This is a genomic window from Affinundibacterium danionis, from assembly GCF_042432465.1.
GTDB classification, from domain to species: domain Bacteria; phylum Pseudomonadota; class Gammaproteobacteria; order Burkholderiales; family Burkholderiaceae_D; genus Undibacterium; species Undibacterium danionis.
On record NZ_JBHLXJ010000035.1, the window covers coordinates 35,924 to 59,794 of the forward strand.

Annotated in this window: 19 protein-coding genes; 9 read left to right on the plus strand and 10 right to left on the minus strand. The window is 45.3% G+C overall.

Annotation, left to right across the window (positions count from 1 at the left end; translation table 11 throughout):
- Positions 1-9: 9 nt before the first annotated feature.
- From ACFFJH_RS19090 to ACFFJH_RS19110, 5 genes are all read left to right on the plus strand, one after another.
- The gene (locus ACFFJH_RS19090; RefSeq protein ID WP_390214652.1) at positions 10-2,484 is read left to right on the plus strand and encodes a glycoside hydrolase family 31 protein; all 2,475 of its coding nucleotides are present in this window, start codon (positions 10-12) and stop codon (positions 2,482-2,484) included.
- Positions 2,485-2,630: 146 nt separating this feature from the next.
- Entirely contained in the window at positions 2,631-3,629 is a 999-nt protein-coding gene (locus ACFFJH_RS19095) for a substrate-binding domain-containing protein (protein ID WP_390214653.1), read from the plus strand.
- A gap of 37 nt (positions 3,630-3,666) precedes the next feature.
- The gene (locus ACFFJH_RS19100; RefSeq protein WP_390214654.1) at positions 3,667-3,888 is read left to right on the plus strand and encodes a DUF6500 family protein; all 222 of its coding nucleotides are present in this window, start codon (positions 3,667-3,669) and stop codon (positions 3,886-3,888) included.
- 66 nt (positions 3,889-3,954) lie between these two features.
- Positions 3,955-4,389, plus strand: coding sequence for a hypothetical protein (locus tag ACFFJH_RS19105; RefSeq protein ID WP_390214655.1), 435 nt, complete (start codon positions 3,955-3,957; stop codon positions 4,387-4,389).
- Entirely contained in the window at positions 4,386-4,757 is a 372-nt protein-coding gene (locus ACFFJH_RS19110; protein WP_390214656.1) for a DUF1801 domain-containing protein, read from the plus strand. Before ACFFJH_RS19105 ends, ACFFJH_RS19110 begins: the two co-directional genes overlap by 4 nt.
- Before the next feature lie 54 nt (positions 4,758-4,811).
- Here ACFFJH_RS19110 and ACFFJH_RS19115 read toward each other — a convergent pair whose 3' ends face one another.
- The 3 genes from ACFFJH_RS19115 to ACFFJH_RS19125 form a co-directional block, all read right to left on the minus strand.
- The gene (locus ACFFJH_RS19115) at positions 4,812-6,968 is read right to left on the minus strand and encodes an EAL domain-containing protein (RefSeq protein WP_390214657.1); all 2,157 of its coding nucleotides are present in this window, start codon (positions 6,966-6,968) and stop codon (positions 4,812-4,814) included.
- 24 nt (positions 6,969-6,992) lie between these two features.
- On the minus strand, positions 6,993-8,774 hold the full coding sequence (locus tag ACFFJH_RS19120; protein WP_390214658.1) for a PAS domain S-box protein: 1,782 nt from the start codon (positions 8,772-8,774) through the stop codon (positions 6,993-6,995).
- 435 nt (positions 8,775-9,209) lie between these two features.
- Positions 9,210-10,814 carry a phospholipase D family protein gene (locus ACFFJH_RS19125; RefSeq protein WP_390214659.1) on the minus strand — a complete coding sequence of 535 codons (1,605 nt, stop codon included), beginning with the start codon at positions 10,812-10,814 and terminating at the stop codon, positions 9,210-9,212.
- Positions 10,815-11,088: 274 nt separating this feature from the next.
- On the opposite strand from ACFFJH_RS19125, the gene ACFFJH_RS19130 reads away from it, so the two are divergent.
- Positions 11,089-12,300, plus strand: a complete 1,212-nt coding sequence (locus ACFFJH_RS19130; protein ID WP_390214660.1) for a toxic anion resistance protein — start codon at positions 11,089-11,091, stop codon at positions 12,298-12,300.
- Between the two features lie 71 nt (positions 12,301-12,371).
- Positions 12,372-12,827, plus strand: coding sequence for a YiaA/YiaB family inner membrane protein (locus tag ACFFJH_RS19135; RefSeq protein WP_390214661.1), 456 nt, complete (start codon positions 12,372-12,374; stop codon positions 12,825-12,827).
- 112 nt (positions 12,828-12,939) lie between these two features.
- Here the strand turns inward: ACFFJH_RS19135 and ACFFJH_RS19140 are convergent, their stop codons facing one another.
- The 5 genes from ACFFJH_RS19140 to ACFFJH_RS19160 all read right to left on the minus strand — a co-directional run bounded on the left by ACFFJH_RS19140 (position 12,940) and on the right by ACFFJH_RS19160 (position 19,181).
- A complete protein-coding gene (locus tag ACFFJH_RS19140; protein ID WP_390214662.1) occupies positions 12,940-13,395 on the minus strand; it encodes a hypothetical protein in 456 nt (151 codons plus the stop codon).
- A gap of 18 nt (positions 13,396-13,413) precedes the next feature.
- A complete protein-coding gene (locus tag ACFFJH_RS19145) occupies positions 13,414-13,746 on the minus strand; it encodes a hypothetical protein (protein ID WP_390214663.1) in 333 nt (110 codons plus the stop codon).
- Positions 13,747-13,911: 165 nt separating this feature from the next.
- Positions 13,912-16,089, minus strand: a complete 2,178-nt coding sequence (locus ACFFJH_RS19150) for a S9 family peptidase (RefSeq protein ID WP_390214664.1) — start codon at positions 16,087-16,089, stop codon at positions 13,912-13,914.
- 119 nt (positions 16,090-16,208) lie between these two features.
- Positions 16,209-17,702 (minus strand): aminoacyl-histidine dipeptidase, encoded by a 1,494-nt coding sequence (locus tag ACFFJH_RS19155; protein ID WP_390214665.1) that lies wholly within the window; start codon positions 17,700-17,702, stop codon positions 16,209-16,211.
- Positions 17,703-17,918: 216 nt separating this feature from the next.
- Positions 17,919-19,181, minus strand: coding sequence for a DEAD/DEAH box helicase (locus ACFFJH_RS19160; protein WP_390214666.1), 1,263 nt, complete (start codon positions 19,179-19,181; stop codon positions 17,919-17,921).
- 133 nt (positions 19,182-19,314) lie between these two features.
- On the opposite strand from ACFFJH_RS19160, the gene ACFFJH_RS19165 reads away from it, so the two are divergent.
- The gene (locus ACFFJH_RS19165; RefSeq protein ID WP_390214667.1) at positions 19,315-20,040 is read left to right on the plus strand and encodes a hypothetical protein; all 726 of its coding nucleotides are present in this window, start codon (positions 19,315-19,317) and stop codon (positions 20,038-20,040) included.
- A gap of 21 nt (positions 20,041-20,061) precedes the next feature.
- Here the strand turns inward: ACFFJH_RS19165 and ACFFJH_RS19170 are convergent, their stop codons facing one another.
- Positions 20,062-20,757, minus strand: a complete 696-nt coding sequence (locus ACFFJH_RS19170; protein WP_390214668.1) for a GNAT family N-acetyltransferase — start codon at positions 20,755-20,757, stop codon at positions 20,062-20,064.
- A gap of 46 nt (positions 20,758-20,803) precedes the next feature.
- A complete protein-coding gene (locus ACFFJH_RS19175) occupies positions 20,804-21,409 on the minus strand; it encodes a YdeI/OmpD-associated family protein (protein ID WP_390214669.1) in 606 nt (201 codons plus the stop codon).
- A gap of 242 nt (positions 21,410-21,651) precedes the next feature.
- Between ACFFJH_RS19175 and ACFFJH_RS19180 the strand changes: the two genes are divergently transcribed.
- Entirely contained in the window at positions 21,652-23,769 is a 2,118-nt protein-coding gene (locus ACFFJH_RS19180; RefSeq protein WP_390214670.1) for a S9 family peptidase, read from the plus strand.
- Positions 23,770-23,871: the final 102 nt, after the last annotated feature.

Below are 23,871 nucleotides of genomic sequence, written 5' to 3' on the forward strand. Positions count from 1 at the left end.
AGGTAAGCCATGAATAAATATTATCTTTTGTCTGTTAACGCAAGTCTAGTTACGGCCGTATTTTTATCGGCATTTAGTGAGCAAGCATACGCGCAAAATTCACAGCGACGTATTGAGCAGATTAAGCATACAAATACTTATTTAGAAATCCGCACGAATGATGGCCAGTATCGCATCACGCCGTATTCGACCGATGTGTTCGAGACTCGCTTTATTCCTAAAGGTGAAGTCCTTGTCGAATTGGTACAGGATTCACATGCAGTAGTCGCGAAACCCAATGCAGTCAAAATTCGTTATAGCGAAACGGTCGATAAGTTAGTGTATGCGAGTGCAGGATTAACGGTCACGGTTCACAAATCGCCATTTCAAATCAGCTATAGCTATCAAGGAAAATTACTGACTTCAGAAAAACGTGGCTACGAAAAAATAGATGCTACAAGTAGCGATGCTTCTTCTCAGAATAAAGAAAGTATTAGCTTCAATTTGGATGGGCAAGAAGCCTTGTACGGCGCCGGTGCTCGTGCCTTAGGCATGAATCGCCGTGGTCACCGTCTGCCTTTGTACAACAAAGCACACTATGGCTACGAAGAAAATTCTTCCCAAATGAATTTTGCGATCCCGCTGGTGTATTCCTCCAAAATGTACGGCATACATTTTGATAATGCCGCGATTGGCACTCTCGATCTCGACAGTAAAAAAGAGAATTCGCTGACTTATGAAACCATTAGTGGTCGCAAGACTTATCAAATCATTGCGGGCAAAGATTGGGCTAGTTTGGTTGGTAATTACACGCTGTTAACCGGACGTCAGCCTATACCGCCACGCTGGGCTTTCGGTAATTTTGCTAGTCGTTTTGGCTACCATTCCGAAGCAGAAGCACGCAAGGTGATTGCGCAATATCGTGCTGAAAATATTCCTGTCGATGCGATTATTTTTGACCTGTATTGGTTTGGTAAAGAAATTAAAGGCACGATGGGTAATCTGGCGTTTGATCAAGATACTTTCACCAATCCTAAAAAAATGATCGCCGATTTTAATCAACAAGGCGTGAAAACCGTGCTGATTACTGAGCCTTTTATTTTGACCAGCTCGAATCGTTGGCAAGAAGCGGTGCGTGAGAATATTTTGGCGACCGATAAAGCAGGGAAGCCGTTTACTTATGATTTTTATTTCGGTAATACTGGCCTGATTGATTTGTTCCAACCAAAAGCACGTGACTGGTTTTGGCGTATTTATAAAGACCTTGCCACTATGGGTGTCGCTGGTGTGTGGGGTGATTTGGGCGAGCCAGAAGTTCATCCTTCTGAACTACTGCATGCGAATGGCAAAATCAGCGCGGATCAAGTTCATAATATTTACGGCCATGAATGGGCGAAACTGGTAGCGCACGGTTATCAGAAAGATTTTCCAAATCAACGCCCGTTTATTTTGATGCGTGCTGGCTATTCTGGCTCGCAGCGTTTTGGCTTGATTCCATGGTCAGGCGATGTGAATCGTACTTGGGGAGGACTGCGTTCACAACCAGAAATTGCGCTGCAAATGGGATTGCAAGGATTGGCCTATATGCATTCCGATTTAGGCGGGTTTGCTGGTGCCAATTTGGACGATGAGTTATACGCGCGCTGGTTGCAGTACGGCGTGTTCCAACCAATTTTCAGACCTCATGCGCAAGAGGAAGTGCCATCGGAGGCGATCTTTCGCGCCGAGAAAGCCAAGCAGTTAGCTAAGGCAGCTATTGAATTGCGTTATCGTCTGCTACCTTATAACTATACCTTGGCGTTTGATAATCAACAGCAGGGTTTACCATTGATGCGTCCCTTGTTTTTTTCCGATCCGAATAATGCACAGTTAAGTGCACATTCTGCTTCTTACTTGTGGGGTGAGGACTTTTTAGTGCAACCGATTATGAATCCCGGACAACAGCAAGTGGATGTCTTGTTTCCGCAAGGGGTGTGGGTAGATTTTTATAGTGGTGCGATTTATCAAGGTGGCACTAGTCATAATGTCAAAGTAAGTGAGCAGTCTATTCCTGTATTTGTTCGTGCTGGGGCGTTTATTCCTATGGCAACGCCGATGCAAAGCACACAGTTTTATCAGGATAATTCGCTTGATTTGCATTACTACCATGACGCGAGCGTGGCAACGGGCGCTGGCAAGATGTATGAAGATGATGGACAAACACCAGATGCCTATGCCAAAGCAGCTTACCGTTTGACACACTTTGAGAGTCGTTATAACGCCAATAAAATGCAGTTGCAAATTCAGATTGTGCAGCGTCAGGGTAAAAAAATGAAGGCGCAGGACAAACAGGTCAACCTGTACATCCACAATATTAAGCAGATGCCGCAGCAGGTAAGTGGTTTAGATGCCGCAGGAAAAGTGCGCACCTCACTGAAATTTGAATGGGATGCTCGTACCCAAATATTGACAACTCAGCTCGTCAATAAGGCGACATCATCGAATTTAATTCACGTGAAATGGTAATCGAGAATCAGTAATTTGGTGCTCTGTTGACGTACGCGCAGCCAGTCTAAAAATACTTGTACAGTCAGCAGCATACCTTTACACTTCATTTTTTTTGGAATGGCTTTTCGGAATTCGTTCTATAGCGATGCAAATTGATAGGCACCATGAACCTTAAGAACTTGGCACAGAATCTCGGCATTTCAGAAACGACAGTGAGTCGCGCCTTAAATGGTTATCCTGAAGTGAGTGAACGCACGCGGCAGCGCGTGCTGGCAGCTGCTGAACAGTTTGGTTATCGGCCAAATCCTATGGCGCGTAGTTTGGCCTCTGGGCGCACTAACGTCGTGGGAATTATTCATCCCTTGGTCGCCAATGATCTGGCCGACCCTATGTTTATGCAAATCGTTGGCGGCATGGTAGAGGCGCTAGAAGAGCGTCAGATGGATTTGGTGATGGCACCAGTATCACCTGCCAACGAATTACGCTCTTACGAACATATGGTCAAGGAGCGTCGCGTCGATGGCTTGATCGTTGGAAGAACGAAACTCTATGATGAGCGCGTTGCCTATTTAGCTAAACAAGGTTTGCCTTTTGTCGCGCATGGCCGTACCCGCGTGAATGAGCCGCATGCCTGGTTTGATTACGACAATGAAAGTGGCATGCGTGTCGCAGTTGAACATCTGCTTGCGCATGGACATCAACGCATCGCCTTGATGAGCGCGCCACTGGAAATGAATTTTGCGCGTCAGCGCTATGATAGTTTTCAGAGCGTCATGCGCGGAGCGGGTTTGAGTCCTAATCCTGATTACCTCAAAGATAATTCCAATGACCGACGCGGTGGTTACGCCGCTATGCAACAACTATTGAGCAGTGCCACACCGCCTAGCGCTGTCATCGTCGATAACCACATGGCAGGCGTTGGTGCGATGCGTGCTTTGCTCGACGCAGGTATCACTATCGGTAAGCAAATGTCGATTATCGTGTGGGGCAAAATGGAAGACTCTTTAGCGGGCTATAACGTCACCACCATAGAGCAACCAAATCCCGATTTGGCTGGTAAGAAAATGGTAGAGATGCTGCTAGCATTGCAAAACGGTGCGGCACCATCCGATCTGCAAGTCTTATGGCAACCTGTGTTGTTGGCTGGTGAGACGGTTAGTTAGACTAATCATATCTTAATCAATATGTCAGGTAATCTCGATGAGAGCAGCGTTACAACAAAAAATCCTAGAAGTATGTAACGCAAAAATTGCGCAAAAGGGGGAGAACGTTGGTTTATCCTTCTATGCATTTTTTGCGAACAAAAATGATGACCCAAAGCTATTGATGGAGGCTGCTACTTGGTGGATCTCGATGCATGGTTTAGATCATTTTGAAAAAGCGACGAAGATCAAAGCATTGGTGCTCAGTGAAATGAGTTGAGATGAATTGAAAAACAAACCGTATTAAAATGATTGCTGGTACGTCGTCGCATCTATCGTTTGAAATATGACCAATACTTTTAATCTCTATCTTATCAGCGCGGCCGTACTCACTAGTATCGCCGCGCTCTTGCATTTTGCGTGCATTTTATTTGGTGCACCTTTATATCGTTTATTAGGCGCAGGTGATGTCATTGCCAAAATGGTCGAGCATGGGCATGTTTATCCTCATGTGGTGGCAATGCTAGTCGGTTCGGCTTTGTTGGTCTGTGCGGCGTACGCTCTGTCAGCAGCGGGTGTCTTGATGCGCTTGCCTTTGTTAACTTGGGTTTTGTGTGCGGTGACTGCAGTATTCGTTTTGCGTGGTGTGGCATTTCCCTTGTTGATGCCATTTTTTCCTGGAAATAGCAGCATATTTTGGATGGTCAGTTCAGGGCTATGCTTGTTGATTGGCACTCTGCATTTCATTGGTCTTTATCAGATATGGAGTCGGCTAGTATGAAAACAATTAGTTTGCAGTCTGATCGTGTGGCCTCTTTATTGCAAGATTTGAGTTTGGTGAATGAAGCTAACTATGCATTGGTGCAAGCAGTGCGTGAGTTGGTATTGGCCTTGGGTAAAGATGTGACGGAAGAAGTGAAATACGGCGGCATACTTTTTTCTCGATCTGAGGCATTTTGCGGTGTGTTTGCGTATACCCAGCATATTTCTTTAGAGTTTGGCAATGGCGCAAATTTGCCAGATGCCTATGGTTTTTTAGAAGGTAAAGGCAAACAGCGTCGCCATATTAAACTCACGAGTTTAGATGAAATAGAAAAGCGTCAAGTCGCACATTATGTACAACTAGCCTACATGGCGGCTGCACAATAGTGGTTTGTTTTATTTTTATACTTGAACTGTATCGCTATTAAAATCTTATTTCCGTCAGTGCTGCTCATCTTTGTTTAGCGGTAAAGGCTCAGGGTGACCTATTCCATAGCCCTGCGCATAATCGACACCCATTGCCGTCAATAAATCAACGATGGCTTGATCCTCGGCGAATTCCGCAATCGTTTTTAAACCCATAACATGACCAATTTGATTGATGGCGTCCACCATCGCGGCGTCCACCGTGTCAGTCGTGATGTCTTTGACGAAGCAGCCATCAATCTTTAGAAAATCGACAGGCAAATGTTTGAGGTAGGCGAAAGATGACATGCCACTACCAAAATCGTCTAAAGCAAATAGACAGCCTTTTTCTTTTAAACTGAGAATGAATGCTCTAGCGTTTAATAGATTGGCGATGGCGGCGGTTTCGGTGATCTCGAAACATATGCATTCAGGACGCACACCTGAATACTTTAACTGCTCGAAAATATACGCCAGAATCTTTTCGTCATTCAAGCTTCCGCCTGATAGATTAATTGAAAATAGCGCGTCTTCTGGTGTGCTCAGATTGGCGATGTAGGCGAAGGCATTGCGTATCACCCAACGATCAATTTCCGGCATTAAACCATAACGTTCCGCCGCTGGAATAAATGCCATAGGCGGGATGATTTTGCCTTCTTGACTCAACAGACGCAGCAGTATTTCTACATGCAGAATATTATTTGTATAGGAGCTGTCTGGATGTAAAGCGGCGATTTTTTGCGTATATAGAACTAATCTGTTTTCGCTCAATGCACTACATATTTTGGTATACCAATCCAATTCACCATGGCGTTTATTGATGGCATTGTCTTCGATTTGATAGACATGAATACGATTGCGTCCTAAATCTTTGGCGGTATAACAGGCGGAGTCCGCAAAACGTAAAATCTCATGCACGCCTTGTCGCTCTGCTTGTTCCCCACCAAAGTGAACTAGCCCTATGCTGACGCTAACAGGGAAGGTTTTGTTATCCCAACTAAAATGAAAGTCGCTAATAATATTGCGTAGCTTTTCCGCGATTTGTAAAGCGATATAAGGCGGGCAGGACTCTAATAAGACACCAAACTCATCACCTCCCAGTCGTGCCAGAGTATCGTTGGCACGTAAAGCTATTCTTAATAAACTGGTGATCTGGCGCAGTAATTCATCACCTGCGTTGTGTCCACAAGTGTCGTTGACGATTTTAAATTGGTCCAGATCTAGGTAGGCTAGTGTGTGCTGCTGATCTTGTAATAGCGTGCTTTGTGCAGCTTTTTCTAAACGTTTTTCAAACTCACGTCGATTGACCAAATCGGTAAGCGCGTCGTGGGTAGCCTGATAGGTCATTTCATCTGCTAGGCGTTTGGTTTCGCTCACGTCGTGGAAGACCAGCACGGCACCCACGATCTCTTGATTACGGTCATACATGGGAGCACTAGAATCTTCAATTGAATAGACTTTTCCACTGCGACTGATGAGCGCACTTTGATGGGCAAGACCAGAAATTTGTCCGCTTCTTAAGGTTGATTCTATTGGAGAGATGGTGCTTAACTTGCGCTCTTCATCGACTAATACTAATACCATTGCCGCTGGCATACCTAAAGCTTCGGCGCAGGTCCAGCCTGTTTTTTTCTCAGCGACAGGATTGAGATAAGTGATATTGCCGAATTTGTCTGTGGTAACTACACCGTCACCTATGGAATTGAGCGTTACTTCTAACCTTTGTTTTTCTTTGAATAATTCTGCTGCATGTAATTCCAATTCACGTTTTGCGCTCTCCATTTTCGCATAGGCGACAGCGAGTAAATTTTCGCTATTTTTGAGTCGTGTTTCTACCTGATATCTTTCTAGTGCCATTTGTATGGTGGCGTGTAATTCTCTTTCAGAGAATGGTTTGACCAAATACCCATAAGGCTTGCTGGCCTTGGCTCTCTGTAAAGTGCTTTCTTCAGAGTAGGCGGTCAGGAAAATGACAGGCACATCCAATTGTGCAGCGGTATCTATGCCATCAACATCACCTGCAATGTTGATATCCATTAAGACGATATTAGGTAAAGTTTCTTCTATCGCTTTAATCGTTTGCTCACACGTTGCGGCGACTCTTGGTACATCATAGCCAAGACGAATCAGGCGGCGTTGCAGGTCAAGCGCAACAATACTTTCATCTTCCACAATCAGGACTTTGGTAGGCATGTGACGACTCTCGATTCGTTTTTATTAGTGCTCAGTTAAGGGAAAAATAAGCGAAAATTGCGTTGGGTTGTGACGTCGAATATTGAGACTACCGTTGAGTTGTTGTGCCAATAAATTGACTAGTCTGAGGCCCAAAGTTTCGATGGCATGGAGATTGAGTTCCTCCGCGATGCCAACGCCGGTATCACTGACAATAAGCTGCATTTTTTTATCCTCTAACATCGACAATGAAACCGTGATCTGTCCTTGCGTGCGCTCTGTAAATGCATGCTTAAGCGCATTGGTAATGAGCTCATTAATGAGCAAACCACATGGAATGGCAGAATTAATTGGTAGATAAATCGAGTCCGCATGAATCTCAACTTGTATGTCTTTTCCGGAAAACGTGTAGGCACTAATTAAGGTCGGTACCAGTGCTTCTAAAAAATCACCAAAATCAACGCGGGCAAAATTATTGGACTGATAAAGTGTTTGATGAATCAACGCCATCGACTGTATGCGGTTTTGACTATCGACGAGCATACTTCGTACCGATTCATCACTGATCATGGACGATTGCAAGCTGAGTAAGCTGTGCACTATTTGTAGGTTGTTTTTTACACGATGGTGAATTTCACCTAATAACAAATCTTTTTCTTTGAGTGCTTCTTGTATCCGCATTTCTTTTTGTTTGCGGTCGGAGATATCAACAATGGATGACAGCACCATCATGCCTTCTTCGGTCTCAATCGGATTTAAACCGATTTCGATAGGAAATTCGCTCCCATTTTTGCGTCGTCCAAACAGATCGCGCCCCACACCCATTGGGCGCGATTGCAAATCGCCAAAAAACATTTTTCGTTTTTGTGGGTGATGGTGGCGGAAGCGTTCTGGTACCAGAATTTCTATGCGCTCTCCTAATAATTCTTCTCTGCTGTAATCGAATAGTCTTTCTGCTTGGGTATTGACCATTTCAATACTTCCTTCTGAATTGACCATTACCATTGCATTAGGGGCAGATTCCACTACACGTCGAAACCGTTCTTCTAAGCGCTTGCGTTCTGAGATGTCGACGATAGAAGAGAGAACCATCATGCCTTCATCGGTCTCTATGGGATTTAATCCTATTTCAACGGGGAATTCGCTGCCGTCTTTACGTCGGCCATACAAATCGAGGCCAGCACCCATGGGACGCGATTGCGGTGCGTGTAGAAACATACTGCGTTTTTCGGGATGTCCGTGCTGAAAACGTTCTGGCACCAAAATTTCTACTTTTTGACCTAGCATTTCAGCGCGGCTATAGCTAAATAGACGTTCGGCTTGGGTATTCACCATTTCTATACGACCTTGGTCGTTGATCATCACCATGGCATTCGGCGCTGATTCGACCACCCGGCGAAAACGCTCTTCCAGACGTTTTCGTTCGCTTAAATCTTTGATGATCTTGCTGTAGCCTAGTAGTTTTCCATGTTGATCTGTGAGTTTTGCCATGGTGATGTGGGCCCAGAATTCTGAGCCGTTTTTACGTCGGCACCAAGTGAATTCTTCTTGCTGTTTTTTCTCAGGTTCGCTTGATATGGCTGGTTCTAGCAAAGCCCCCGGTACTAGCTGATGTGCTTCGTTATCGGCATACAGCACGGCAAAGTGGACTCCCAAGACTTCCGCTTTGGGATAGCCAGTGACTTGCGCTGCACCCTTATTCCAACTGAGGATGTGACCGTCGAGATCAAGCATAAAGATCGCATAGTCTTCAATCGTATCAACTAACAAACTAAAACGTTCGTCTAGAGGATTAAGATCTGAGGATTGCCCGGCTTTGTCTTGCATAGGAATCACCTGAAAAGGATATGTAACTAGCTAAAGCAAAATGTGTGCCTTATATGTCCATGTGGAAATATTGATATTTGTTTTTCAGTTAATATCTGGCTAGGCGCGGCTTAGGCGTGTAGCTTTGGTGACTAAAGCTGGGAACTTGCTTAGCAACTCAGTAAGTACATATGCCATATCGATTGTGCTAGCAAATTGAGCCAATTTACTTCTGAAGACGATCGCAGTTGGATATTTACTTTACGCCTAATTTGCGATGTAGGCATATCTCTACACGAAATAGTGGTTTATTTTATTTCGTCGTTGTTTTAGAGTCGGTTGGCGCAATGGGGGAAGGCCAGTAAGGGCTAGGCTCGCATAGCGTTGTGCCAGCACAATTTACATGTAAGGAATTTCTTCCATGTAATTATGCTGGGGCTGCGCCGCAGTGCATAGTTATAGTATCGGGCGCAATGGCAATAGTTGCATAACCCAGACTTTGAAACGTTTACTACGACCTACAAATTGATCAGGATCATCGCTTTGTGCGTTCCAGCTGTTGCCCGCTTTCATATCGGTACGAATTGCGTTGGCTAATTGGGTGGCGAGTTGTTCGTTATGGATGACAACGCCGACTTCGGTATTGAGATTCTCCGAGCGGGGATCAAAGTTAAACGTGCCGATGTAAGCAATTTTCCCATCCACCACCATAGATTTGGCGTGCAGACCAAATACAGCCGGTTTAAATTTATCGATTACTGGCGATGTTAATAGTTTTCCCCGGCTCTCGGCATCAGGGCGAAATTCAAAAATTTGCAGGCCCATTTTGAGCAATTCTTCACGCTGATTGCGATAGCCGCTGAACGCTTGCAGATTATCAGTTGATGCCATGGAATTGGTATTGACGATAATTTTTACCCCGCGCTCAATGGTCTCTTTGAGTAAAGCCTTGGCTTTATCAGACAAGACCAGATAAGGCGATTGGATAATAATTTCCTTCTGTGCACCGCGTACTAAAGCGGCTAAGGCACGTGTACTTTCACCGCTTCCTTGTAAGCCTTCTTGTCGGTTTTTGCCGGGGATATCATGAATAAAATCGACCTGCGTCCATACCATTTCTTGCGCAATGCGTTCAAATGATTGGGGGATCAGACGTATCGCTTGTTTTAACTGAGGATCAAAATTTTCATCTTGCTTGGCGTAAGCATGTAGTTGCTGATAAATGGTTTGTACTTCTTGATCGCTGACATCAACGGTCTTTTGCATAAAACGGTGGTTAGCGAAAATCGTTTCAACCGGTACGCTTAAATCATGCTTCCAAAAATTTTCAAAATTATTTTTTACTTCCGCCACAGCAGTGCCCAGAATCAGCGCATCACGATCCCGAAAATTAGACTCGTGATGAAAGTTAAAATATTCTGCGGCCATGTTTCTACCACCCGTGATCGCAACCACGTCATCAACCACAAAGACTTTGTCATGCATACGTTGATTGGACGATTTAAAGTCGGTAATGATATTCCAGAGGCGTTGGCCGATATGGCTGCCCACACGGTGCTTAGGGTTATAAATACGGATTTCTACATTCGGATGTTTGGCCAGCGCCAGTAAAGTCTTGTCCGCAGCATCAATCAATAAATCATCGACGATGACACGTACTTTTACACCACGATTGGCAGCTCGTATCAAAGCCTCAGACGCGAGCGTGCCGATATTGTCAGTACTCCAGATAAAGTATTGCACTTCAATACTGGACGTTGCGTGATCGGCCAGCCAGGCACGCGCCAATAGCGCTTCTATGCCATTTTCTAAGATATACGCACCAGTTGCTTGCGGATGCGATGCCGTGATGTCACGTATATAGCTAGGGAGTGACCAACTTTTCTCATTTTGACCGGATGGTAGCGCTAATTTGAACTCTGCACTCGGCGTCGGCGCATCGACCAGTTTGACACTTTCATAAACGGCTTTGGCTTCCGGAGTTGGCCGATCTAGATACCAAAAAAGTCCTAGCATGCCAGCGATAACCAGATTGAGTTTGAGTTTATTAGCAGGTGTCATGGCAAAGAAAGAGTTAATGGAAGATAGAACTTTAATTGACCATTTTATATGAAGTTGATGATTAGGCGTAGCTTTGAAGTGTTCCATGTTGAGTGAAAGATAGTATCGGCTGGAGCTACTTTTTTATATTTTTTTTGCCACTCCATAATTAGGCGTTCTATTTTTTTAAGCATGGTCTCATGCTCCATCCTGTTTTTGCGTTGGGTGATATACATCTCTATTCATGACACCAGACAGAAAACACCAATACATAGATTAAGAGAAGGGGAAACGTATGCAAACAGAGACCGTGCTTCAGACTGAGAACCTCGCAACAGAATTTGTATTACAAGCGCCAGAGACGGTTAAGCTTGTGAGTGAAGAGTGCGCCAGAACCGCCGTTCCTTTGACTGCCGATGTACAACATGCGGTGGAAGAACAGGTGGATCGCTTCATGCAAGCGTTATTGAGTGAGGATGTGCAAAGCGATGCCTTTCGGCAGCGCTTGGATAGCGCGTTCGCTTTAGGGCGTGAGGAAATATCGATCGCTTCTAGCCTGATGCAAGGGCGCTTATTGCAAGCCAATTTTATGGGTATGGAAGACAGTTCCGCATTTAAAGCGATACAAGAAATGCGTACTCATCTCGATGTACTTAATCCTGGTAAGGACGGTGATCTATTTCAACCCCAAAAATTTTTAGGCCTAATTCCTTACGGGAATAAACTGCAATCCTATTTCCGTAAATATCAAGGCGCAGCGGGTCAGCTACAAAAAAGTATGCAGCAGTTATATGCAGCGCGCGATGATATGCTGCGTGACGTGATCGACATAGAGGCGACGCGTGTCAAGTTGTGGGATGCTATGCAAAAATTAAAAGCAGCTATTCATTTTGCAGAAAACTTGGATAGTCGTTTGCAACAGCGCGTTATCGCTCTAAAAAGTACCGATGCGCAACGAGCTAAAGCCCTAGAGCAAGAGGTTTTGTTTTATGTACGGCAAAATCTACGAGATATGTTGACACAGCAATCAGTATGTACCAATGGCTATTTGGCCTTGGATGTGTTGAAGAAGACTGGCAGAGAAATGATGAATGGTTGTAGTCGTGTTGCAACTACGGGCATGAGCGCTTTAGCCGTCGCGCAGACCGTAGCGCGAGCAACCGGTAATCAAATTAAGGTGATGGATGCTCTGACTGGCATCAATAGTACGATAGAAAATCTGATGACAGAAACCGGACGGCAATTGAATCTGCATACCGATAAAGTCGGGCAATTTGCACAAAATCCTATGATAGGGATTGATAAATTGAAGGATATGTTTGATCAAACATTGAAGGCGATGGATGCCATGGATAGTTTTCGTAGCAAAGCGATTGATGTCATGGGGCAGAATAATTTGATCATGCAACAGCAATGCGCGAAAGCAGAGCTCTATTTAGATCGACATCGTCAACAGCAGGTGCGCGAAGCAAGTAACTTGATAACTACGGGGCCAGTACACTTGTGATGATATAGTAAGAAGGTAATTTGAAAAGAACACCAACAGGAACGATTAAAATTTATTTTTGGAGAAAAGAGATGGCAACACAATACATTATGCAACGTGATACTAATGGATGGCGCTTACAAGTTTGGTTTTCATTTGGATTGGCCGTGGCGGCTTGCGGTGCGGGTGTGGTTCAGTTGCCGGGACAAGAATTGGACCGCGCATTTTTGGCTTTAGGACTATTTTTTAGTTTGTTTGCCAGCTTTGCGGTGGCAAAAACAGTGCGTGATAATCGTGATGGCCAGATTGATACCGCTTCGTGGGTGATGACCGTTTGGATCGCTTTTTGTGCGGCAGTCTTATTAACGGCTTGGGGTTTGTGGCGTATGAATATTCCGGTTTGGGAAAAAAGTTATATGCTGGTGAGTTGGTTGTTTCTGGTTAGCGCTAGTTTTACTTTAGCAAAAACGCTGCGTGATGCGCATGAGGTCGCGTTGATGGAGCGATCCAGTGTGCAGATGCCAGAGCAAGTAACGAGCTCAAACTAAAGTAAATTAAATCGTGTAAGTCGAAGTCTGCGAACTGAATCCTGCGAATTGAAGTCACCTAAATTAGCATCAATTTGTTTTGTAGAATATTCAGATAGTATCGGGCTCAATATTATTGGGAGCTAATTTTTTCTTCTAAAAAACGCTGCTGTTGCACTAGTTGCTCAGCGGCGTTTTTGCTTATCTGTGCTTCCCGTTTGCTGAATTCTGCTTGTAACAGTGATAGCTGCTGTTTCAATAAATCGTTGGCGGTGTGATCTGCGGTGATGCGTTGACTTGAGCGCATAGCGATAGGTACACGCAAATAACTTTGTAAGCTGTCAGGTAAATAGCGACGCAAACTTTCCCTCAAATAGTGACGATCATCGATGCTGCAATGCGCATCAATATCCAGCGTGCTGGCTATCTTCGCGATATGGATAATCTGATGTTTGAGCTGCAGTAGTTGTTGATAAATATCTTCGTCCACTTCTTCCCCTAGGCTTTCTAGTGCCTGATCAAAAGCCAAGAGGCTGGCTTCGTCAAACAAGGTAGTAGCAGGTATGCTCGCGTCTAAATTTCTCGCCATTTTTCTATTCACATGCCACTATAATCCGGCTCCACAAACAAGTCCTATCCCGGCGCCGCCGCCCATCAGAGCTGATTTTTGTATCGCAGCCAGTAATCCGGTCAGTGTGGACAGGGTAAAAACAGCGCCAATGAAGATCTTGGCAGGCGTGAATTTTTTAGGGTTTTGACTGCTTGGGGATAAGTGTATTTGTTCGCTTAAAGGAAGCCCAAATCTATGTTTTATGCGCAATGCCGCTAGTCGCTGTTGCACCACAGCAGGGACGGGCGCGCTGTCTGCTTTTAATTTGGGACTAGTCCGGCGATTCACTGGACGATCTGCTGCAACGTATTTAGGATCAAGAGAAGTCATGTTTGAAATACGTATAGAGTAAAGAGGGCGGGAACAACTAAATCAGATGAGTTACTCATGATCATAGCATTGATTGAAATCTAATTAGGAATGAAGTTAGTTTCAAAAAAAATGCCGACGCAGGTCGGCATTTTTTCAAACTATTTTTGTTCAACTAGATAAAAATTACTCAGCAATACCCCATTGCGACAACATCCATGCGAAGTTAAACGCGCCTTCTTTGATCGCATCATAGCGCCCCGATGCGCCGCCGTGGCCTGCTGCCATATTGGTTTTTAAGAGTAGGGGATTGTTATCGGTTTTGTGCGCACGCAGTTTGGCGACGTATTTGGCCGGCTCCCAATACATGACTTGGCTGTCGTTCAAACCCGTTGTTACTAACATCGCTGGGTAGGCTTTTTTCTCAATATTGTCGTAAGGCGAGTAGCTGCGCATATAGTCGTACGCGGCCTTGTTGTTAGGATCACCCCACTCCAGATATTCACCTGTGGTTAATGGCAAGCTGGCATCCATCATGGTGTTCATGACATCGACAAAGGGGACTGCTGCATGCACTGCTTTGAATAAATCAGGACGCATATTCACCACCGCACCCATGAGCAAACCACCCGCACTGCCACCTTGAATAATCAGCTTATCTTTGCTCGTCCATTTTTCCTGAATCAAATATTCGGCTGCGGCGATAAAGTCAGTGAAGGTATTTTTTTTCTTCATCAACATACCATCTTCATGCCAACGTTCGCCCAAGTCTGTGCCGCCACGAATATGTGCTTGCACATAGATCACGCCGCGATCCAATAAACTCAAACGTGCCAAGGAGAACGTCGCTTCTGTAGAAATACCGTAGCTGCCATAAGAATAGAGCAAAGTAGGTGCGGTGCCGTTAAACTTCACGCCTTTTTTGTATACGGCCCACAGCGGTACTTTGACGCCATCTTTGGCCGTTGCCCATAAACGGCGTGCTTCATATTTACTAGCATCAAAGCCGCCGACCACTTCTTGCTGTTTTAAAATAGTACGTTCGCCAGTCGCCATATTCACATCCATGACCATCGGTGGCGTAGTCGGTGATTGGTAAGACATGCGTAATTTTTGTGCGGTGTATTCTGGTGTACCACCGCTACCTGCTAAGTAGACTTCATCGTTGAACTGCACATTCGTCCATTGCTTGGTTTTGAAATTGTAAATACGGGTGCGGTTCAAGGCTTTGGTTTTTTCTGTGACCGCTAAGAAATCGCGGAACACTTCGTAATTGCCAACCAAAACATCGTCACTATGCTTGACGATCTCTTTCCAATTTTTTTCCGCAACTTTGCCTACCGGAGTGCTGACGATACGGAAGTTTTTTGCGTTCTTATTGGTGCGGATGAATAAATTACCTTCCCGATGATCGACGCTGTAGCGATGTCCTTTGGTGCGACCAAGAACGGTTTTGAATTCATCCATAGGACGATCAGCAGGGATCATCCAAATCTCGCTGGTATCGGTGGCAAAGGCTTGTAACTGTATGAATTTTCTATCGTGAGTGGTGCCGACGCCTATGCCAAATTGCTCGACTTTTTCATGATAAATTTCTTGTGCTTTACCGCCTAGTTGGAAGCGGAATAGGCGGTCAGAACGCTTCGTTGTAGCGTCTTCCTGCACGTAAAACATAGTTTTGTTGTCTGCTGCCCAAGCCATGCTGGTAACGCGTTCTGCGGTGTCGCTTAAGAGTTCGCCTGTTTTTAAATCTTTAATTTGCAACTTGAATTGACGATAGCCCGTGGTATCGGTCAGATAGGCAAGATAGCGGTCATCGGGACTGACTAAGGTGCCCGCTACCATGAAAAATTTTTGTCCTTTGGCCAGTTCGTTTTGGTCTAAGAGAGTTTCTTCTACTGCTTTTTCATCGTAATTCATGTGCGCATCGGCTAGACGACGGCAATTGATACCATATTGTTTTCCCGCCTCGGTGCGCGAGTAGTAATAGTATTTGCCGCGACGGACTGGCACGGACAAATCGGTTTCTTTCATGCGGCCTTTGGTTTCGGCAAATAACTTATCGGCCAAAGCTTGTACGCCAGACGTCATTGCGCTGGTGTAAGCATTTTCTGCATTTAGGTAGTCGATGACCTTGGGATCTTCTTTTTTCTGTAGCCAGCGATAATCATCGGTGACGGTTTCGCCATGGCGGACTTCTGACCAAGCTGCTTTGGCGGCAATTGGTGGTACAGCTGCATTGGCAGCAGGTACACTGGTTTGCGTAGGAGTTTGCATAGAGGTTTGTGCAGATGCTTGTGTCGCGATTGCCATGAGAACCATGGCGCTGCAGCGAGGTAAAGCCGCCCAATTTTTACGGGACATGAGATTCCTTGTAATGAAAATAGTAAGAGAGGCATCTTATGAGACTTTCTTGCTAAATTCAATATTCTTGCTGAAAGAAATGGTACTTCGGAATCTCAGGTCTTAAATCGCGTGAAGTGCTACGCCGTTTTTTCAGGAATACGCGCCAATACTGCTAACAACAAATCCCAATATTGCCCAACTGTTTTGATGTTCACCATTTCATCAGGGCCATGCGGAAAGCGTATAGTTGGGCCTATGGAAACCATATCTAGATGCGGATAAGGTTTTTTGAATAAACCACATTCCAAGCCCGCATGTATCACCATGATTTCCGGTTCACGTTGATAAATGCTCTCGTAAGTCGCTTTGACTATCGCCATCACAGGGGAACTGTTGTCAGGTTTCCAGCCTGGGTAGCGGCCTTCAAATTGCACTTCAGCACCTGCTAAGTCGCATAATGATTGCAAATGACTTTCGATATAGGCACGTCCACTGTCTATTAAGGAACGCACCATGCAAATGATGTTGATGCTATCTTCGGTCGTGCTGATGACACCTAAATTGAGAGAGCTTTCTACGACACCCGCGACTTCATCACTCATGCGCATGACACCGTTTGGACAGCTATTGATCAGATTGACTAATTGTTGTTGCGTTTTGGTTTGCAAAACTCTCGCAGGGTCTGCCGCATCGACCAGGCTTAATCTTAGCGCCGGTTCGGTTGCTGCGAGTTCGGCTTGCAGGATGTCTTGATAGTGTCCCAGGCGCTGCTGTAATAATTCTAGTTTGTCGACAGGCAAAGTGAAACTGCATGAGGCTTCGCGCGGTATCGCATTACGTAATGAGCCGCCTTGCAGATGGCTAATACAAAGACCAAGTTCATTTGCATGAGCGGCTAAAAAACGAGCTAATATTTTATTTGCATTACCGCGACCTAAGTGAATATTGACACCGGAGTGGCCACCTTTTAAACCTGAGATGTTCAAGGTGTAGGCTACTTGCGTGGTATCGGCTTCTTGCCATTGCAGCGCTAAGTTGATTTTGGCATCGACACCGCCCGCGCAACCCATATAAATCTCGCCTTCTTGCTCGGAGTCCGTGTTGATCAAAATATCGGCCTTGAGTATGCCAGCTTGTAAGCCGAAAGCACCTGACATGCCGGCTTCTTCATCGACGGTGAGTAATACTTCCAAGGGGCCGTGAGGAATGTCCTTGGAGCCTAAAATGGCGAGTGCGGAAGACATACCGATACCGTTATCTGAACCCAGAGTTGTGCCCCGTGCTTTTACCCATTCGCCATCGACCCAGGCTTCGATAGGGTCTTTAGTGAAGTCGTGAATTTTGTCGGCATTTTTTTGCGGCACCATATCGAGATGCGCTTGGATCACGACTGCTTTGCGATTTTCCATACCTGCCGTAGCGGGTTTGCTAATAATTAAATTACCGACTTGATCGACGATCACGGGTAAGCCGCGCTCTTTTGCCCAAGCTTGAATATGCGCGCTTAAAGCTGCTTCGTGCTTGGAAGGATGAGGTATCGCGCAGATTTGCGCGAACCAGTGCCAAAGCGGCTGAGGATAAAGTGCTAATAAAGGGGAATCAGTGATCTGATCGAGAGCAGCGTTAGTCATATTGAAAGCGAAAGCCTAGTCAGCTTTTAAAAAATGCAGAGGGCATTAGTTTAACATAGCAGCACAAGGCCTTTCTCTGATGGCAGTCAGTAAATCTTGATTTGACCGAACTCGATTTGGCCGAACCTGAGCTAGGGCGCTTATGGTCTAGTAGGCTTCCGGATTCTTCCGAATTTGTCTAGTTATCGACGTTAGGAAGCTAGCTCCTACACACATTTATTCGCCGATGGTTTTTTGTAAGGCTCTGAGTTTGTCTTTTTTATTTGGGCGTTTGCCTTTGATACCGCCATTTGGATCTTGTGGACGAATTGCCTCAGTAGTTGCCAGACTTTCGGCGCTCGCTTCAAAGCCAGGAACTTGTTCGCGCGGAATTTTAAAACCGTGGCGTTGTTCTATCAAACGAAAGTGTGCTTCGTTGGCGGCATCGGCACAAATAAAGCTAAGTGCGATTCCCGCTTCACCCGCGCGCCCTGTGCGGCCTATTCTATGTAGATAATCATCGCTGGAACGGGGCAGGTCATAATTGACCACGACCGGCAATTGGCTGATATCGAGTCCGCGCGCTGCGATATCGGTCGCAACGACTATCTTGACGCGTGATGCTTTGAAATCGCTGATCACTTGGCTACGTTTTCCCTGAGTCTGTTCACCATGAAAAGCTTCTGCGCTGATGTGGGCTCGACGTAACTTAGTCGAGATTAAATCAGCTGCGTATTTAGTCGCGACGAAGACTAGAACACGCGACCATTTTTCACTTTGAAATAAGTGGCGTAGCAATTGCGTGCGTTGTTTGGCATCGACCAATACGGCGCGTTGCAGAATATCGGGTTTGCCCTCTTCGGTGCTGGGGATATTGACGCGATGCGGATCATGCAATAGTGCTTCCGCTAAGCTTGTCACATTCGGCGCAAAGGTGGCTGAGAAAAAACAATTTTGTCTTTGTGCAGGTAATAACTTGAGAACCTGTTGCAATTCATCAGCGAAGCCCAATGCCAGCATGCGATCTGCTTCATCTAAAACCAGACAACTGACTTCATCTAATTTCAGGGAATTTTTACTGACCAAATCAAGCAAGCGACCAGGCGTTGCGATCACGATATCAGCGCCGCCCCGCAGATGCAGCATTTGTGGGTTAATCGAGATGCCACCAAACAGCACGGCAAGCTTAGGTGATTGTGAAAATGCCTGACTCAAGCTGCGTAAGGTATCACCAACCTGCACCGCTAACTCACGGGTAGGCACCAAGATTAAAGTTTGCACGGTCCTGTGCGCGGGTTTCTTTTGCTGCAAATAGCGTTCGAGTATAGGCAGACAGTAAGCGGCGGTTTTACCTGATCCTGTTTGCGCGGTCGCTAATACATCGCGTCCTGCCAGCAGGCTGGGAATAACATCGTTTTGTATAGCCGTTGGCTGTTGATAAGCGCGCGCTTGAACGGCATTCAAAAGGGCACTGGATAAACCTAAATGGGAAAATGGCATGGTGAATTTCAAAAGAGAGGCGCGGCGCATACTTGCGTTGCATAATCCTAGGATTTTAAACGATATTGGCTTGATCTCGAACGAGCATGCTCAAGCACAGTAAAATAGTTACTTTTTTAAATGGCAATAGCGCATGAATCCTTATCAAACTCTTTCTTCGCCGCTGCTGAACGATGCTGGACTCAATTGTCATGCGGTATTTGATATTGCTAGCTTATCGACTGACGCACGACACCTGCTGATCGAACGCTGTCCTCAGGTGATTAAGTATCGACAGTTAATTTTAATCGGGCATGGTGGGCGACAGTTTTGGCAATCCTTATCGGCGACTGATGCTGTCATTAGTACCGAGGCAAGTAATCATCCTGTTGATGATTTCACGGTGTCCATTGTGCGGCAATTTTTTGAGAGTGAGTGTTCTGGCGTTGACTACGAGATTATGTATCCAGGTGCTTATACTGTTAGCTTACAAGAGTTAGGTAAGCTAGCTGGCTGGCATCATGCGTCGCCGTTTATGGTGGGAATTAACGCGACTTTCGGTTCTTGGTTTGCCTATCGCGCCATGATCTTAGCCAATACCAATTTGCCGACAAGTACGCCCGTAAAAACGACTTCACCTTGTCATGATTGTAGTAGCAAAATCTGTATTCAGAGTTGCCCGGCGCAGGCATTAGATGGCGGTGAATTTCACCTGCTTAAATGTGTCAGTTATCGACAGCTAGAGAATTCGCGTTGTAAAGAAACCTGCGTGGCACGTGTGAGTTGCCCGGTCGCGAGTGAACATCGATATAGCGAGCAGCAAATCCATTATCACTATGGTCGATCTATACGCATGATCAATGCTATGGCGAAGCGATAATGATTTGAGGTAAGTGTCAGCTTAAGTCCGTGACACAACTCGCACCGGGGTTTCACAATAGTCGCTGAAACCCATACGCAGATAAAGTTCATGTGCCGCTGTATTGTGGCTCATGACATGGAGAAAGGGGATTTCGCCGGCAAGCAGTTGACGTCGGATAATCTGGTTCATCAAGCGTTTGGCTAAACCTTGGCCTTGAAAATCGGGGTGAGTACAAACACCACTCACTTCACGATAAGGTGGCGCAAAACTACGTTCACCTGCCATGGCAATGATGCGCCCTTCGTTGAAGTAGGCTAGGTAAGTTCCCAGTTCTATCGTGCGCAAGCCAAATGGGCCTGGATTGGTGAGCAATGCTAGTTCTAAAGCCTGTTGCGCATCGGCCTTGGTCAATGCGCGAAGGGCAAAATTCTGGTGATCGTGTGGGGCGACGGTATCGTCAGGCATGACACCCTGCCATTGCATACGGAACATGGTTTTCTCTAGGTGTACTTGCCAGCCATTGGGAACCGCACCTCGCCATTCAGCGCAGTAAAAATGTTCGTCGCGATCACAGTAAGCTAGCAATGCATCGAAGTTTGGTTGCTCGCGATCTTCAAAGCCTAGTATCGGCGAAAAACCTTGAGCATAGCGTCGAGCTTTTCCTTCACCTACTGCGTAAGCTGCATGCGCACCGCTTAAGCTATGCCAGAAAATATTGTCGAGTAATAAGGGCATGGTGTTTTTAGAGATGAGCTAGAGATGAGTTAGATATAAAGCCGATTCAACATTTTTCGTACTTCCAATTACGGCGCTTACCTTCCGCCATCCATTCTATCGCCTGCGTTAAACGCTTGTCCCGTGTCGCTTCGGTTTTGGCTTCGGTGTACCACATGACATATTCTTTTTTCTGAGAATAAGGAAAGGCATCGAAGGTCGCGAACGCCGACTTATTTTTCTTGAGCGCGCTTAGAAATTCGGATGGGATTTCTAACTCTTTTTTCTCTGCACCAGCTTTACTACGCGCAGGAATTTTGGCTCCAGCATCATGAAGTTTGATCGCTTGTTTTAATAATTTCGCAAAGTCTTTATCATTGGGCATGTCACCCAGCGACGTGATGCGGCCAAAGTCGCCCATGGCCTTTTCTAGTTTGCTATCAATTTGCAATAGTGCACCTAGCCAGAACCCTAAAGCACAATGCTGTTTGAAGGCAGCGAAATGGCAGAAAATACTCCCCTTATATTCAAAATGTGGCATGCTCCATTTGATTGTTTCGCTCACGTCTGGGCAGTGCTGATGCACCATAGCACGTATGTGGCACAAGATAGGTTGAGCAAATTCAGCCGATTTTTCTATATAAGCATCGATGCGCGGATCTTGGTTTCCCATAATATTTTTTTGCTTAGTTTGAGTGAGTTTGTTTTAATCGGCAGAACAATAATTTGACGATTTAATTATCACATAAGTAGTTCAGAAAAGTATTCATGTATTTAGGTGAGACTGTTGTTTGATGCCAGCATCGCGACGCTTGTCATGGTGTATTCTTGGTTGGTATTTAAATTTAATGATATTAAACCCAAGCACCTTAAACCCAAGCACCTTAAATTCAATCACCTTAAAGGATGACAACGATGGAAATGAAACAATCCCGTGTATTTGCTCATCAAAGTCTGTGTAAGGCAGGCTTGTTAATTTTGATGATGAGTTGTGGCAGCGCATTTGCCGACACCTCGCAACGTGCAATAACGCCTCAAGATCTGTGGGCAATTAAGCGTATTGATAATCCGACGGTCGCACCTGATCAAAAACGTATTGCCTTCACGGTGCAAAGTTGGTCCATAGAGAAAAATCGCCCGCAAACCAATATTTGGTTGATGGATGTTCAAGGTGGCAATCAACGCCGTTTAACTACTGCCGATGCGAACGATAGTGCGCCAGTTTGGAGTCCCGATGGTACGCGCATTGCTTTTACCTCGAAGCGTGCCGATGATGAAGCTGCGGCCTTATATATTTTGCGTCTAGATGGCGGCGAAGCTGAGAAAGTGTTGGAGCTACCTTACGGTGTTGCGAATCCCCAATGGCTGCCAAATGGCAATAGCTTGATTATTGGTAGCAATGCGATTCCTGCTTTGAAAGCTAATTGGCGTGCGGATGATTTGGCCAATATGAAAAAAGAAATTAAACGTCGTCGCGACAGTAAAATGACGGCCAAAGTGACTGAAGATAGGACCTACCGATTCTTTGATCATTGGTTGACTGATGGGCTTTCTAGTCATTTGTTGCAATTCGATTTAGACAGTCGATCTTTGAAAGATTTGACACCTACTTCGCAAGAACTTTTTAATGTGGCGGGTGCTTTTGATTTCCACATTTCGCCGGATGGTCGCACTATTGCATTGAGCAAGAATAGTATTCCAGCACCGCATCATGATGCTGATAATGCCGATATTGTTTTGATTAGCTTAAGCGAAAGTGGTGTAGCTAAAAATATTACTATCGACAATCGCGGGCCCGATACATCTCCTAGTTTTTCTTCGGATGGAAAAAGTCTTTATTACACGCGAACTGCTACCCCAATTTATGATGGTAGCTCCAGTAAGTTGTGGCGTTATGATCTGGCTACAGGAAAAAATATACCCGTGACAGAGACGCGTGATTATGCCATCGCCGAGTTTGTTGTTAGCAAAGATAATAATAAGTTATGGAGCGTGGCAGAAGATCAGGGTGAAACTAGTATTTTTACCAGTAAATCAGATGGCACGCAATTTGAGCGCGTCTTGCGTGATGCAGGTTTGTCTAAGCTCAAACAAGTAGGTAATCAACTAATTTTTTTGCGTAGCAGTTTTGATCGCCCGAATGAATTATTTAGTATGGACCTCAACGGCAAAAATTTGCGTCAACTGACCCATTTTAATGATGAGTTAATGACCAAATTTAAATTGGGTCAAGTAGAGGCTTATACCTTTAAAGGTGCCAATGACGAACAGGTGCAAGGCTGGCTAATACTGCCACCCGATTACGATAAAACAAAATCTTATCCATTACTTCAATTGATGCATGGGGGGCCGCACACTATGGTCGGCAATGCGTTTAACTACCGCTGGAACGCGCACGTGATGGCAGCGCCAGGTTATATCGTGAGCTGGGTCAATCGCCATGGTTCGACCGGCTTTGGTGAAAAATTTGCACGTAGTATTAATTATCAGTGGGGAGAAATGCCGACTCAAGATGTATTACGCTCTACGGACTATTTGATACAGAAATTGGGCACTATTGATTCAAAGCGTATCGCCGCAGCAGGCGCGAGTTATGGTGGCTATTTGGCTGCTTGGTTGGCAGGGCATACCGATAGATTTGCGACGATTATTGATCACGCCGGTGTGAATGACTTGGTGGCGCAATATGGCTCAGATGCGACCAATTATTCTTTCGAAATTACTTTGGGCGGTAATCCTTGGAGTAACGCGGAGATTATGCAAAAGAATAATCCTATGAGCTATGCTAAAAATTTCAAAACACCTATGCTGCTGATTCATGGAGAAATGGATTATCGTGTCCCTTATGTGAATAGCACCGCCTTATACGGCGTACTGCAAGGCATGAAAATTCCTTCGCGCTTAGTGATTTTTCCAAATGAAAATCACTGGATTTTGTCACCACAAAATTCTATACATTGGAATTGGGAAGTACAAAACTGGCTGCAAAGGTATATCGGAGGTACGCCCACTTTGACGCAGCCTAAGTTTTAGATAACTCGATTATTTTTGATTGATGAATTAAGTGCAGGTGCTACAAGGCTTTGTAGCCCCTTTTTTTATGGTGGATTTTTATGATGCTTTTTTATGAAGTGT